This is a genomic window from Dapis purpurea BLCC-M126 (genome assembly GCF_050015975.1).
Lineage (GTDB): Bacteria > Cyanobacteriota > Cyanobacteriia > Cyanobacteriales > Microcoleaceae > Trichodesmium.
Genome location: NZ_JBNHER010000229.1, coordinates 24,452 through 40,011 on the forward strand (window position 1 = coordinate 24,452; position 15,560 = coordinate 40,011).

Consider the following 15,560-nt stretch of genomic DNA (forward strand, 5'->3'; position numbering starts at 1 on the left):
AAAAGAATGCTACGAAAAGGTAGCTCTTGATCGGATGTGCTGAAAAATAGCTGCTCCAATTCATGTGAGATAGTTATATCTATCGTTTTCCCTTTTTTTTTGAATGTTTATCCCTTCTTGCTTCTTGCTTCTTCCTTCTTCCTTATTTCTACCATTTGTAGCAAACATTTATAAAATTGGTATAATAGGATAAATGGCATAATTGATTAATTTCTGTTAATCAACAAAGTAAAAGTATCGTCACAGAATATTTTTTAAAGTAGAATTGAAATACAACAACATAGTGGACTAAACGTAGCGGAAATAGGATTATAAAAACACTAACTTGAAATCAATTTTAGTGATAAATACCTAAATTAATCTGATACACAATCCCAATTAATTTAACCATACTTTAGAAAAAAATGGTCGCACAAATATCCGATAACAAGTACGAAACTAAGACCCAAGAAATAGCTAAACAACTCTTGGCAGCAACCCAAGAAAAAAATACTTCTTGGCTAGGTCAACTGCAAAATCAAATGCGGTGGGATGATAAACTCCTAGACTGGGCAATGGCAAGTCCTGGTTTGCGAGTACAACTATTTCGTTTTATTGACTGTTTACCAGCATTACGCAGTAAACCAGAAATAGCTGCTCATCTTCAAGAATATCTAACTACTGAAGAAGTCGAACTTCCAGAAGCTCTGAAAAAACTTCTCAATTTTGCTAACCCAGACTCCGTTCCTGGTCAACTGGCAGCAACCACTGTAGCACCCGCAGTAGAAACTCTCGCCCATAAATACATTGCCGGGGAGAATGTCAAACAAATTATCAAAACTCTAGAAAAACTACGGAAAGATAAAATGTGCTTTACCGTAGACTTGTTGGGAGAAGCAGTTATCACTGAAAATGAAGCACAGTTGTATTTAGACCGTTATCTCGAACTGATGACTCAACTTTCTCAAGCCGCTAGCAAGTGGTCATCAGTTCCTCAAATAGATGAAGCAGAAGGCGAACAACTGCCACAAGTACAGGTATCCGTAAAACTTACAGCATTTTATTCTCAGTTTGACCCCCTTGATGTTAAAGGTAGTCAGCAAAGAGTAAGCGATCGCATCCGTACCCTACTCAGACGCGCCAAAGAGCTTGGTGTAGCGGTTCACTTCGATATGGAACAATACACCTACAAAGACCTAACTATTGCTATTCTCAAAGAACTCTTGATGGAAGAAGAGTTCCGCAACCGTAGCGATATTGGGGTAACAATTCAAGCATATTTGCGGGATAGCGAAAAAGATGTGCAAGGTATTATTGACTGGGCAAAAATTCGAGGTCGCCCTGTTACTATTCGGCTCGTCAAAGGAGCGTATTGGGATCAGGAAACTATCAAAGCTTTACAACATGACTGGCCACAACCAGTATTCAACGATAAACCCGAAACCGATGCCAACTTTGAAAATTTGACTCAGATGATGCTAGAAAATCATCAATATATTTACTCAGCTATTGGCAGTCATAATGTTCGGTCTCAAGCAAGAGCGATCGCCATTGCCGAAACTTTAAACGTGCCTCGCCGTTGTTTCGAGATGCAAGTTCTCTATGGTATGGGCGACCAAATAGCGAAAGCATTAGTAGACAAAGGTTATCGCGTCCGAGTTTATTGCCCCTACGGCGACCTATTACCAGGAATGGCATATTTAATTCGTCGGCTCTTGGAAAATACTGCTAATAGTTCATTCCTCAGACAAAGTTCAGAAAACCGACCTCTAGAAGAATTATTGGCAGCACCTATTACCAACGGCAAAACTACAATTCACGATATTGTCAAACCAGTTTTCCCTAATGCTCCAGATAGCGACTACGCCAACGCCCAACAACGACAACAAGCTCTGAATGCTATTGGTCAAGCACGACTGGAATTAGGGAAAACCTATCTGCCAATTATAAATGGTGAATACACAACCACTACACAAATAGTTGATTCCGTCAACCCGTCAAACCCCAAAGAAGTTGTTGGCAAAATTGGTTTAATATCCGTCGAACAAGCAGAGCAGGCAATTCAAGCAGCAAAAGCAGCATTTCCGGGTTGGAAGAAAACACCAGTGCGGGAACGTACAGGGATATTGCGCAAAGCTGCAGACTTAATGGAAAAACGTCGCCACGAACTGACAGCATGGATGGTATTAGAAGTTGGTAAACCCCTTAACCAATGTAATGCCGAAGTTTCTGAAGCTATAGATTTTTGTCGTTATTATGCTGATGAAATGGAACGGTTAGATGGGGGTTATAAATATGATACCGCTGGAGAAACTGACCGTTATCATTATCAACCTCGTGGTATTTCTTTGGTAATTTCTCCTTGGAATTTTCCTCTAGCTATTCCCACAGGAATGACGGTTTCATCTTTGGTGACTGGTAACTGCACGTTATTGAAACCTGCGGAGGTGTCATCGGTTATTGCTTCTAAAATTGCTGAAATTTTGGTGGAAGCTGGTTTTCCTAAAGGAGTATTTCAATTTGTTCCTGGTAAGGGTTCGACAGTTGGTGATTTTATGGTGAAACACCCAGATGTTAATAGTATTACTTTTACTGGTTCTCAGGAAGTAGGTTGTCATATTTATGCTCAAGCTGCAATTTTGCGACCAGGGCAAAAACATCTGAAGCGGGTTATTGCTGAGATGGGTGGTAAAAATGCGATTATTGTGGATGAGAGTGCTGACCTCGATCAAGCAGTTGCTGGTGTTGTTTATTCTGCTTTTGGATATAGCGGACAGAAATGTTCTGCTTGTTCGCGGGTTGTGGTATCTGCAACAATTTATGATACTTTTGTGGAACGGTTGATAGAAGCCACGCGATCGCTAAACATAGGAGATGGAGAGAAACCAAGTACCCAAGTAGGTCCGGTAATTGATGATAAGGCGCAAAAGCGAATTAAGGAATATATTGCTAAGGGTAAGCAGGAGGCAAAAGTTGCTATTGAAAGGAGTGCGCCAGAGGATGGTTATTTTGTTGGTCCGGTGGTGTTTAAGGATGTGTCACCGAATGCGACTATTGCTCAGGAAGAAATATTTGGTCCGGTATTGGCAGTGATGAAAGCGCAGAATTTTACTGAAGCGTTAGAAATTGCCAATGGAACAAATTTTGCTTTGACTGGTGGGTTATATTCTCGTACTCCTTCTCACATTGAACAAGCAAAAGCAGAGTTTGAAGTAGGGAATTTGTATATTAATCGTGGAATTACAGGAGCGATCGTTTCCCGACAACCCTTTGGTGGCTTTAAGTTGTCCGGTGTGGGTTCAAAAGCAGGAGGACCGGATTATTTACTGCAATTTTTGGAACCACGCACAATAACTGAGAATGTGCAGCGGCAAGGTTTTGCACCTATTGAGGGTGTGGATAACTGAAGTTAGATTGAGTAAGATGAATCTATAGTTGTAGGGACGTTCCATGGAACATCCCTACTATCGTCTCTATTCCCCTGTAATATCAAATCCGGTAGTATTGGTGTTATTCAGTATTTAAAGATAAGAAGTCTATGTTGTAGGGGCGAATGGCCATTTCGCTGCGCGACATGAAACGCCCCTACACATTGTATGATGATAGACAGAATTATATTACTCCGATTTCTCGGGAACCGTAGATAACGGATTTGATATAACTTGAAACAGTCGGGTTTATGAGTAATATCAAATCTGGTTAATTCGGCATAAAAAAAGCTTCCATCTGAGCGCCATTGCCAAATCTTTCTAGCTCTCCCCATCTCCCCACACTCCTTATCTAAATTACACCGATGCTACCGGACATGATATAACACCCTAAATATTTGATGAAAATAAATCAACCCCACTTTGAGTCGAAGGCTATATTTTATGATAAAACAATGCTATGACTAGATAAATTGTCCTATTCGCTCAAAACCCATGCCAGAATATTACAATGCTTTTATCTCCTACGGACGGGCTGACAGCATATCTTTTGCTACAAAACTCTATGAAAAACTCACAGAAAATGGTCTAAAAATCTGGTTTGACCAAAACAATATTCCCCTGGGTGTAGACTTTCAAAATCAAATTGATGATGGGATTACAAAAGCAGATAATTTTTTGTTTATTATTGCGCCTCATTCTGTTAATTCTCCCTACTGTCTTAAAGAAATTAATCACGCCATAAAATACAATAAATGTATCATCCCACTACTTCACGTCGAACAAATTACTTATGAAATTTGGCAAAAACGAAATCCTCAAGGCACTTTGGAAGAATGGGAAATTTATCAACAACACGGTAAGCATTCAAGTTTCCCCAATATGCACCCAGAAATAGGCAGAATTAACTGGGTTTATTTTCGGGACAATATTGATGATTTTGACAGAAGTTTCACCGATTTAATTGAATTATTCAAACGTCACCAAGATTATGTTAAACTACATACTAATATCTTACTTAAAGGCTTGGAATGGGAAAAAAATCAAAAACAAACTCGTTATTTATTAATTGCTCAAGAACGTATCCAGGCAGAACAATGGTTGAAAATTAAATTTACAGAAGAACAACCTCCTTGTATTCCTACAGATTTGCATTGTGAATTTATCTGTGAAAGTGAGAAAAATGCTAATAATTTAATGACTCAAGTTTTCCTGGCTTTTGCTGAAACAGATCAACCTACAATGCAGCAAATTAGGAAAAGCTTGATGCTGGAAGGGATTACTGTTTGGAGTTCTCATTCTGATATTCAAACTGGAAAGGATTTTCAAACAGAAATTAATCAAGGGATTGCCGGGGCAGATAATGTAATTTATTTATTGTCTCCTGAAGCAATAAAATCTGAATATTGCCAACAAGAATTAACCTATGCTTTGAGTCTGAATAAACGGATTATTCCTATCTTAATATCTCCCACAGATTCTACAGCAATTCCTAGAGAAATTAGCAATCTACAATTTATTTATTTTACTGAATCAGAGCAGTCGGGAATAGATCAACTTCTCAAAGAATTACAATCAGAAGCAGTTTATTATCAACGGCATAAATTTTTATTAGTTAAAGCTTTGAAATGGCTGGAACAAAACCGTAACCCCAGCATTTTATTGCGGGGTTATAATCTGGAACAATATCAAAATTGGCTGGAACTAGCTAACAGTCGAACAGTTAATTTACCCACTGATTTACAAACAGAATTTATTACTGAAAGTGCTAAACAACCAGCTAATTTAGCTTTAGATGTTTTTGTTTCTTATTCTCGTACCGATTCAGATTTTGCTAGACGCTTAAATGATGCTTTACAAACTCAGGGAAAAAATACTTGGTTTGACCAAGAAAGTATTGCTACAGGCACAGATTTTCAACAGGAAATTTATCGGGGTATTGAAAAGTCGGATAACTTCTTATTTATTATTTCCCCAGAGTCGGTAAATTCTCCTTATTGTGCTGATGAAGTCGAATATGCCAAAAGTCTAAATAAACGTTTCGTCACAGTATTGCATCGAAAAGTTAATACTGCCGAATTACATCCAGAATTGGCAAAAGTACAATGGTTAGACTTTCATAGGTATGGGAGAGACTTTTATGCAAACTTTAGTGAATTAGTGCGGACGTTAGATACAGACAGAGAATATGTGCGGGAACATACGGAAAAGTCACAAAAGGCTTTGGAGTGGAAACGAGACAATAAAAATACCGATCTATTGTTGCGCGGGAGTAAGTATCTAAAAGCTTATGAGTGGTTGCAGTTAGCGGAAATATACTCAAAGCAGCCACCAGTAACTCACGAAGTCAAGGAATTTATTCTGCAAAGTAAGGCAGAAATGGAAAAAGGCCAAAAAGCAGAGCGGACAAGGAAAAATATAATCGTTGCTGTTGCTTTAGGAACTATTACTTTGTTATCAGGATTATCTATATTTTCTTGGAGGCAAACTGTTCAAGCAAGAATACAAACTGAGATCGCTTTTGCTCGCCAGTTAGCGGCTGAGTCTGGATCGATGAGAAGTAAGTACGGAATGAGAAGTTTATACAAAAGTTTCCAAGACGGAAGTGTGTTGCTCGCTGTGGAGTCGATGCGGAAATTCCAAAAACTAAACCTGTCTTCTGTTATAGCAGATCGTGCTTTACGAGGAGGGTTAACTTTATTGGGAAATTTGCTTTGGGTAGTCCAGCATGATAGCAAAGTATTAGATGTAGCATTTAGTCCTGATGGTAAGTCTATTGCTACTGCTAGTTCGGACAAAACAGTGGGTGTATGGGATGCTGCTACTGGTCAACAAATTCTTCAACTCCATCACGATCGCAAAGTATTGGATGTAGCATTTAGTCCTGATGGTAAGTCTATTGCTACTGCTAGTTGGGACAAAACAGCAAGAGTATGGAATGCTGCTACGGGTGCACAAATTTCTCAACTTCTACATAATAACAAAGTATTGGACGTAGCATTTAGTCCAGATGGCAAGTCTATTGCTACTGCTAGTTCAGACAAAACAGCAAGAGTATGGAATGCTGCTACTGGTCAACAAATTTCTCAACTCCAGCATGATAATACGGTAATAGCAGTAGCATTTAGTCCAGATGGTAAGTCTATTGCTACTGCTAGTTCGGACAAAACAGTGGGTGTATGGGATGCTGCTACGGGCGCACAAATTTTTCGACTCCAGCATGACAGTAAAGTATGGGCAGTAGCATTTAGTCCCGATGGTAAGTTTATTGCTACAGCAAGTAGTTACAATCCTACCCGAGGGACTTTGACAGTATGGGATGCTGCCAAAGGTAAACAAAAATATCTGATTCCACAACGAGCCTTGCTGCGTCTATCACTGGATCGTTACCTGGCATTTAGTCCAGACAGTAAGTATATTGCTACTGCTAGTCGTGAGAAGACTGCAATATGGGATATTACTACGGGTGCAAAAATTACTCAACTCCCACATAATAACGATGTATATGCAGTGGCATTTAGCCCAGATGGGAAATTTATTGCTACTGCTAATCGTGACAAAACAGCGAAGATATGGGATGCAACTACAGGTGAACAAATTTCTCAACTCCACCACAGTAGCAAAGTATGGGCAGTAGAATTTAGTGCTAATAGTAAATCTATTGCTACTGTCAGTAGGGATAATACTACGAGGGTATGGGATATTGCTACAGCAGGTGGACAAATTACTCTACGTCAGCATGATAAAGAGATATACAGAGTAGCATTTAGTCCAGATGACAAATATATTGCGACAGCCAGTGGTAATAAAACAGCGAGGGTATGGGATGCTGCTACTGGTAAACAAATTTTTCAACTTCACCATGATCAGAAGGTAATAGCAGTAAAATTTAGTCCAGATGGCAAGTATGTTGCTACAGCAAGTGATGACAAAACAGCAAAAGTATGGAATGCTGCTACTGGTAAACAAATTTTTCAACTTCACCATGATAAGACGGTAATAGTAGTAAAGTTTAGTCCAGATGGTAAGTTTATTGCTACAGCAAGTGGAGATAAAACAGTGGGGATATGGGATACTGCTACTGGTGAGCAGATTTCTCAAATCCATGATGGCGATCAAGTAGGAGCAATAAAATTCAGTTCTAATAGCAAGTATATTACGACAGCAAGTGGCGATAAAACAATAGGGGTATGGGATGTTGCTACTGGTGAACAAATTTCTCAAATCTATGATGATAGGAAATTAACAGCAGCATCATTTAGTTCTGATGGTAAGTATATTGCGACAGGAAGTGGTGACAAAACAGTGAGGGTATGGGATGCTACTAATGGTCAACAAATTTTTCAACTTCCACACGATCATTCTGTAAAAGTAGTAAAATTTAGTCCAGATGGTAAGTATCTTGTTGCTATTGCAAATTATGATAAAAAAGTGACAGTTTGGGATAGTGCAATGGGTGAACAAATTCTTCAGCTTGACCATGATTTAGAGGCAGTAGCGTTTAGTCCAGATGGCAAGTATCTTGCTACTGTTAGTCATGACAATACTGCAGAGGGGTTAAGATATAGTTCTTTAGAGTTATGGAATTTTGCAATGGGTGAACAAATTCTTCAGCTTGACCATAATGATACAATTAATACAATAGCCTTTAGTTCCGATGGCAAGTATATTGCTACTAATAGTTATGACAATACTACAGAGGTATGGGATGCTACTAATGGTAAACAAATTCTTCAACTTCAGCATGATCAGAAAGTAAAGGGAGTAGAATTTAGTCCCGATGGTAAGTATCTTGTTACTACAAATAGTGATGAAACTGTGGTAGTGCATTCATTATTGTCAGAAGATTTAATAAATGAAGCTTGTCGTCGCTCCCACAGAAACTTGACTGCTGAGGAGTGGGAAAGGTATATGGGAAGTTTACACAAATATCGGAAAACTTGTGCAAATTTGCCTGTGCATCATAGTTTGATTTCGACAGCGAAAGAGTTGGTGCAGGAGAATAAAGTTAAGGCAGCAGAGAAGTTATTAGGAAAGATTATAAAGTTAGATAGCAAAATTGACTTATTGCCAGAAACGAAAATTATAGACAGAGAACCTACATCAGTAGTACGTCAGTTGCGAGTAGATGCCAAAGTGGAAGCAGGAATGAAATTAGCAAAACAGAGGAAGGTTGAGGAGGCTATTGATACAGTAAAAGAGTTAGTGCAGGAAGATGAAGCCAAGGTAGCGGAGAAGTTATTAGAAGTAATTATTAAGTCGGATGTCAAGATTAGTTTGTTACCAAAAACGGAAATTAGAGATAAACACCCTATATTAGTAGTACGTCAGTTACGAGCAGAAGGCAAAGTAGAAGAAGGATTGAAATTAGCAAAACAGGGGAAAGTTAAGGAAGCTATTTCTATAGTGAAAGACTTAGTGAAGAAGAAGAAAATTCAGGAAGCGGAGCAGCTATTAGGAATAATTATTAAGTCAGATATCAAGATTGATTTGTTGTCGAAAACAGAAGTTATAGGCAAAGAGCCTAATTTAGAAAGAGGAAAACACTTTAAGGACAAATCACTCCATACAAAAAATGGTGGAAAAATATTTAAACTCAATATCAAAAAAGTTCGAGCAATCTTAAAAAACATGGCAAACAAGACTGGCAAAGAATCTGCTATTGTTTATATTAATGTTTATCCCGAACAATTACAAATAATCTTATATACTAAAGATAGTCAGCCAATTATTAAAATAATTTCTACAGTAAATGGAAAGCAACTCAAACAAAGTGTTCTCAAATTAATGTTCGTAGTTACGAGTCCTCAAGCACGCAGCAAGGAACCTGATGCTTATTTAGCAACAGCCCAAAAATTATATCAGTGGCTAATAGCTCCAATTGCTGACGAACTATCTACAGAGAATATTGATACAATTTTATTCAGTACGGGTAACGGTGAATTTTCTCCATTGATAGCAAGATTACCTCTAGGAGTATTACATGATGGCGAACAATTTTTAATAGAAAAATATAGCCTCAGTTTAATTCCCAATTTCACTTCAATAGATACTATAGATACTAACTATCGCCCACTTCAAGATAGCCAGGTATTAGCAATGGGAGCAAGTGATTTCATAGAACAAACTTTACCATCCCTACCAGCAATACCTGTCGAGTTAGAAATTATATCCCAACAATTGTGGCAGGGTGATATGTTCCTTAATCAAGATTTTACTCGTAATAATTTAGTTACTCAAAGAGAAGTTTATCCTTATCCTATTATTCATTTATCTACTCATGCTGAATTTAGAAGTAAAGATATTAGTCAATCTTACATTCAATTGTGGGACCAAAAATTGCGATTAAATCAAGTGAGACAGTTAGGTTGGAATAATCCAGAAGTCGAATTGTTAGTATTGGCTGGAACTCGTACTGCTATTGGAAACAAAAATGTGCCATTAGGATTTGCAGGATCAGCAGTAGCAGCAGGGGTAAAGTCTGTTTTAGGTAGTATTTGGCTAGTGAGTGATGAGGGTACATTAGCGTTGATGACAGAATTTTATACTCATTTGAATAATGTCAAGATAAAAGCGGAGGCTTTAAGGCAAGCTCAGTTAGCAATGTTGCGAGGGGAGGTAGTTATTGAAGATGGTATGTTAATGGGAAGTGGAATAGGTGTAGTAGTGGAGTTACCGTCTGCATTTGGGAATAGGAAGAATCCAGATTTATCTCATCCTTATTATTGGGCAGGTTTTACTATGGTTGGTAGTCCTTGGTAATAAAAGGTGACGGGGCGGGTTCATTTCATCAAATGTTGATACCATTAATTTAACACGGAACCCGCTCCTAATATTGCAGCATTTTAGGCGTGTCACACCACTACATAGCTAAAATTGTGTGTAATCTTTTTTCTGACTTTTGATTTCTGACTTCTAATATCATGTGCCCCCTCCGGGGGAGCTACGCTAACGGATAATCACTTATAATAAAGTATATGGTTTGTAGTAGGGCTTCAGCCCGAACTGTAGATAGGGCTGAAGCCCTACTACGAACTTTAATTATATATAACTATTTAACCGTTAGCGTAGCTCCCCCGAAGGGGGCACATAATATAACTTCTGACTTCAACTAAGCGCCCATCCCCGAATATTGCTTTAACCCCAGTCGCCACAACCAACGGTTTAACGCAAAAAATATAACACTCCAAACAAACATAACTAATAACCCCCGCCCAACATCCACAGGCAACCCCACTAACAAAGATGCAGGAAAATGAATCAGATAAGGAAGCGGAGTCCACAACACTATTTTCAGCACCATTTCTGGAAACACTTCTAACGGAGCAGTTATTCCTGATAAAAACATATAAGGTAATAACCAAAGTTGCTCGATCGCCCTAGCTCTTTCAGTCCAAAACGCACACATAGCCAATGTATATTGAATTAAAAATCGCAAGACAAGTGCCATTAACACTACAATTAAAAATAACAATAAATTACCAAAATTCGGCAACCAAAATGCCTGGGGATAGAGAACAAAAAATAATAATATTAAACCTAAAACAAAAAGTCCTCTAGCAAATCTTTCTGAAATATGACCTGCTACATGATGCCAAACTGGATCTATTGGTTGTAATAATTTAGGAGATAATTTTCCTTCAATTACTTCTCTTTCAAAATCAAAAATCACCCAAACAGGAGTTATAGATCGGACAATAAATACTGCTAAGAAATAACGAGAAAATTGTAATTTATCTAATGGAAATTCGCCTTTTATTGCAGCTTCTATCCAAATTCCCATCATAATAAAAGGTAAAGAAGATGACAATACCCATAATACTAATTCGGCTCTATATTCTAGCATATAGGCGTAGTAAGTAGACAGAAAAATTTTTGCAGTTTTGATAATTTTTTTCATTTTTCTAGTGCGGGCATCTTGCCCGCCAGTAATGTACCTAACTGAGATAAAATTCTCTATTAATAACAATAATTGCTCTAATTATTGAGTGTCGAATACTATCTTAGATCATGTTAGGATAATCACTTATAATAAAGTTTTTGCTTGTAGTAGGGCTTCAGCCCTATCTACAGTTTGGGCTGAAGCCCTACTACTAACTTTAATTATAATAACTATTTAACCGGACATAATATTATATCAAATCCAGTTGCTTTGGAGGGTTATAATAAACCGGGTTGGTTGGAGACTAATATTATTATGGTAGGGCATTTAATACGAACCCGGTTTCTGCGCTTTTTGTAATTCTTGAGTGTCGAATACTATATCAGCCACAAGCCCAAGCAAATGCTACTTGATTTTTATGATGTTTGCACTGAGTAATATGACCACAACCAAGATCTCCAAACATAAAAGGTAAATTATCCTCAGAATCAACCTGAAAAACTAATCTCATTCTTTCACCACAAATCGGACAATTGGGATATTCTATTCCTTGTACCCATAAAGGCCAGCCAGCTAATTTATCTCCTTGAATTGGGAAATTATCCTCATATAATTCATCATCTAATTCTATACCAAATTCTGCTGCTTCATCATAGTTAGGATAATCTTCTAATTGTTGCCAATCAACGATTAATTTAGGTGGGAATAAATCTTGCATTTGGGGAATTTCTACATCTTTTTCTTCTCCTTCTGGCTGAAGAATTCTGATAAAATGAACATCTGAAAATGCCTCCCATCCTTCATAATCTACATCACATAGAGTATCTACATTGGTACAATAAAACATTTGCAAAATACCACTACCAAATTCATTTTGTAATGCTTCTGGTAATTGATTTAAGTTGAGCTGAAGAAAGAATTGTAAAGGATTCTGACAAAGAGGACATTTCGGCCATTGTTCGTCTTTTGCTAACCAAGGTTTACCAGCAAATTTAGAAGCAATTAAAGCACCATCACCATCAATGGTTATAGGTTTCCAAGCTTCACTTTTATAGGGTTGAATTTCTGGAGGAATATTAGTCATTTCAGTTATCAGTTATCAGTTATCAGTTATCAATTATCAGTAGCTCTCACTAAGTCAGAAGACCTGAAACGCAGAATTTTCCTTAGATAAATATTCTGCTGAACTGAGAATAATATAAATTATAATATATCACTTCTGACTTCTGATTTTTGACTTTTGAATTCACTCATACTTTTCCAGCACGAAAAACTCTACCAATAACCTCTTCAATAGGTGGATCAGTGACTGTCAAATCTTGTACTTCTAATTCTGCCAAAATTTGTGCTACGGTCTCAGTTAATTTGTCCCTACGCACTAACAAACGTACTACTTGACCTTCCAATGTTTCTAACTCCCCATAATTAGATAAAAGTTGCCGAAAATTATCCACATCTGGAGGCATAGGATTAACTAATTCTATTTGTACCTCTCGATAAGGAGCAAAGCGATCTAGTAAACCATCCAAACTGCCATCATAAATTAACTCACCTTGATATATCAACAACACCCGCTTACACAAAGCAGTAATATCCGCCATATAATGACTTGTCAACAACACAGTTGCTTGATAACGTTGATTATATTCCCGCAAAAATTCCCGCACTGCCACCTGAGCGTTGACATCTAAACCTAAAGTTGGTTCATCTAAAAACAAAACTTGTGGCCGATGCAACAATGCTGCCATCAACTCTGCCTTCATCCGTTCCCCCAGAGATAATTTCCTCACTGGTTGCTTCAACTTCCCCTCTAGTGACAACATCTCTGTTAATTCCATCAACCGTCTGTGATACTCTTTGTCAGAAACATCATAAACAGCAGCATTAATTTTCAAGGAGTCTAACACAGGTAAATCCCATATTAACTGTTGTTTTTGCCCCATGACTAAAGTAATTTGCTGTAAAAATTCTCTCTTACGATCAAAAGGTATATTATCCGCAACCTTAACTACGCCATTAGACGGATGAATTAAACCTGTCAGCATTTTCAGGGTAGTAGTTTTACCGGCACCGTTTGGTCCAAGAAATCCTACTATTTCTCCTGGATCTATTTCAAAGGAAATATTTTCAACTGCCTTAACATATTGGTAGTTGCGACTGATAAAATGACGCAATGTTCCTTTAATTCCAGGTTCTTTGATAGCTACTGGATAGACTTTGCTTAAATTTTTAGCGAGTATAATAGACATAAGTTTAAATATCACAGGACTTAGGCAAACTAACCAAGAAACTGGGTTTATTACCCTAATTTAATGGTTAATATTGCAAATTTTAGTTCATAAACCCGGTTTCTGCGTAAGTCTTAACGGCAAAAAAAACTTAGCACATTAGGAGACATAAACTATGGTACTTATCCCAGACTTTTCAGAACCCCTTGCTCGTTTATTAGGAACAGATGGTGATGATAATGAAATTATCACAGTACAACAAGCTAATGATTTTCCTGGAGGAGTATTAGCTCTTAGTGGTGATGATACCATGAATGGTTCATCTGTAGAGGACTCAATTTCTGGTGGAAAAGGAGAAGACGATCTGTTAGGAAACGGTGGTAACGATAGCTTGTTTGGTAATAAAGATACAGATTTTCTTGATGGTGGTTTAGGTGATGATATATTGCGTGGGGGTAAAGGTACTGATTTATTAGTTGGTGGCGGTGGTAATGATACTCTTATTGGTGATGCTGGTGTTGGTATTTATCAGGGTGGTTTGGGAAGTGATGTCTATGTTTTTAGAACTGACTTAGCAGGAATAGAACAAGATTTAAGTGGTATTAGTTCTATATTTCCAGGAATTCCTAGTAGTATTCAATTACCTAATGCAATTATTACTGATTTTAATTCTGCTGAAGATATTATTGGACTAACAGGAGGGGTGACAAAAGCTGATTTAATATTTGAAGATTTTAACAGCTTTGAGGAGTTTAGTATTAATACAAATCTAATTTTACCATTGATACCCGATGAACTAGAACTGTTAGATAAAGCAGGTATTTCAGTGGAGGATTTAGACCCGAATAATGATGGGATTTTAGAGGGTACTACTATTAGAATGGGTAGCACAAATCAATTATTAGGATATGTGTTGAACACAGAATCTTCAGAGATTTCAGCTTTACCAGAATCACAGTTTATTAGTGTTAATTTTTAAGGAATTAATAGGGTGTATATTATGCACCCTAAATCTATGTATTTATATTGATAATTTGACTGATTATACTACGGTTGGTTCAGGAGGCGATCGCTCTGGTAATTCGCCTACTTAAAAAGAATTTTGGTGAAGTTTCAGAGAATATTAAAAATCAGTTTCCAGATTTGTATTTGGAAGAATTGAAAAATTTGAGTAAGGATATTTTTGATTTTACTACTTTCGAGGATTTATCAAATTGGTTGACAAATAAGCAGCGGTAAAAGTAAATAATTAATAATTACCTCTTCTAAAAAGGCTCCACTTATGAATCTTGGAAACCTTCTTTGAGTTCTGTTGATACATCTTCAATATGAGATTGAAAATATTCATCAAATGTTGGCATTTTTCCAAATTTCTCCAATATTTCTTCTTCTAATATTTTATAACTTTCATCGTAAGTCACACTAATAGCAGGTAAATGTTTAGCTGTATTTATTTTATTTATCTCACCAATTTTCATTACAGCATGAGACTTTTGAGTTTTAATTGTTAAATATTTAGCTAAAAGCAATGTTTTAAATTGATCGTCAAATTTACCTGCATCAGAAATAAAATCTGACCAGGATATAGAATTGGTTTCAACAAATTTAGAAAGGAATTGTACTTGCCGATAAAATGGTTTTACATCAATAAAATATGGTTTAATCTTAACCATGCTATATAATGCAATTTCATCAAAAGATATGTCTATTTCCAGAGGAACTATTTCCAAATTTGTCGGCAAATTAATAATCAAAAATAATTCTTTTACTGCTGGTAATTCTGAAAATAATTTGCCTGACTTACTTTTCTTTTTCTTAGAACCAGAATTAGATACACCAAAACCTTTAGACATTATTTTATTTTCCTTAATTTATCTATTATTCAAAATTTTATTATATACAACAGTTTCCTACTTATATCATGTCCCGATAATCAGTGATCAAAAAGTTTTTGTTCGTAGTTGGGCTTTAGCCCATCTATAGTTCTAGCTGAAGCCCAACTACAAACTTTAATTATAACTATTCAAGCGGACATGATATTAC

General features: G+C 37.0%; 8 protein-coding genes. 4 read left to right on the forward strand and 4 right to left on the reverse strand.

The genetic code is table 11. The features are described from left to right. Positions 1-404: 404 nt before the first annotated feature. Complete coding sequence (gene pruA, locus ACP6PL_RS20370; protein ID WP_426547100.1) at positions 405-3,386, forward strand: L-glutamate gamma-semialdehyde dehydrogenase; 2,982 nt, start codon at positions 405-407, stop codon at positions 3,384-3,386. Between the two features lie 516 nt (positions 3,387-3,902). Beyond that, the gene (locus ACP6PL_RS20375) at positions 3,903-10,169 is read left to right on the forward strand and encodes a TIR domain-containing protein (RefSeq protein ID WP_426547101.1); all 6,267 of its coding nucleotides are present in this window, start codon (positions 3,903-3,905) and stop codon (positions 10,167-10,169) included. A 349-nt stretch (positions 10,170-10,518) separates the two neighbouring features. Here ACP6PL_RS20375 and ACP6PL_RS20380 read toward each other — a convergent pair whose 3' ends face one another. From ACP6PL_RS20380 to ACP6PL_RS20390, 3 genes are all read right to left on the reverse strand, one after another. Next, positions 10,519-11,307: an ABC transporter permease gene (locus ACP6PL_RS20380; protein ID WP_426547102.1), complete on the reverse strand. Its 789-nt coding sequence runs from the start codon at positions 11,305-11,307 to the stop codon at positions 10,519-10,521. Between the two features lie 364 nt (positions 11,308-11,671). Beyond that, on the reverse strand, positions 11,672-12,373 hold the full coding sequence (locus ACP6PL_RS20385; RefSeq protein WP_426547103.1) for a DUF1963 domain-containing protein: 702 nt from the start codon (positions 12,371-12,373) through the stop codon (positions 11,672-11,674). Positions 12,374-12,539: 166 nt separating this feature from the next. Beyond that, the gene (locus ACP6PL_RS20390) at positions 12,540-13,538 is read right to left on the reverse strand and encodes an ABC transporter ATP-binding protein (protein ID WP_426547104.1); all 999 of its coding nucleotides are present in this window, start codon (positions 13,536-13,538) and stop codon (positions 12,540-12,542) included. Between the two features lie 154 nt (positions 13,539-13,692). Between ACP6PL_RS20390 and ACP6PL_RS20395 the strand changes: the two genes are divergently transcribed. Together ACP6PL_RS20395 and ACP6PL_RS20400 are read left to right on the forward strand one after the other, a co-directional pair. Beyond that, on the forward strand, positions 13,693-14,496 hold the full coding sequence (locus tag ACP6PL_RS20395; protein ID WP_426547105.1) for a calcium-binding protein: 804 nt from the start codon (positions 13,693-13,695) through the stop codon (positions 14,494-14,496). A 74-nt stretch (positions 14,497-14,570) separates the two neighbouring features. Beyond that, on the forward strand, positions 14,571-14,756 hold the full coding sequence (locus ACP6PL_RS20400; protein WP_426547106.1) for a DUF4351 domain-containing protein: 186 nt from the start codon (positions 14,571-14,573) through the stop codon (positions 14,754-14,756). Between the two features lie 41 nt (positions 14,757-14,797). On the opposite strand, the gene ACP6PL_RS20405 is transcribed toward ACP6PL_RS20400, so the two are convergent. Then, complete coding sequence (locus ACP6PL_RS20405; RefSeq protein WP_426547107.1) at positions 14,798-15,370, reverse strand: hypothetical protein; 573 nt, start codon at positions 15,368-15,370, stop codon at positions 14,798-14,800. Between the last annotated feature and the right edge of the window lie 190 nt (positions 15,371-15,560).

Excerpts from the sequence above, each read along its gene's own strand:
- pruA (WP_426547100.1), top strand. The coding sequence starts at position 405 with ATGGTCGCACAAATATCCGATAACAAGTACGAAACTAAGACCCAAGAA.
- ACP6PL_RS20380 (WP_426547102.1), bottom strand. The coding sequence starts at position 11,307 with ATGAAAAAAATTATCAAAACTGCAAAAATTTTTCTGTCTACTTACTAC.
- ACP6PL_RS20390 (WP_426547104.1), bottom strand. The coding sequence starts at position 13,538 with ATGTCTATTATACTCGCTAAAAATTTAAGCAAAGTCTATCCAGTAGCT.
- ACP6PL_RS20375 (WP_426547101.1), top strand. The coding sequence starts at position 3,903 with ATGCCAGAATATTACAATGCTTTTATCTCCTACGGACGGGCTGACAGC.
- ACP6PL_RS20385 (WP_426547103.1), bottom strand. The coding sequence starts at position 12,373 with ATGACTAATATTCCTCCAGAAATTCAACCCTATAAAAGTGAAGCTTGG.
- ACP6PL_RS20405 (WP_426547107.1), bottom strand. The coding sequence starts at position 15,370 with ATGTCTAAAGGTTTTGGTGTATCTAATTCTGGTTCTAAGAAAAAGAAA.
- ACP6PL_RS20395 (WP_426547105.1), top strand. The coding sequence starts at position 13,693 with ATGGTACTTATCCCAGACTTTTCAGAACCCCTTGCTCGTTTATTAGGA.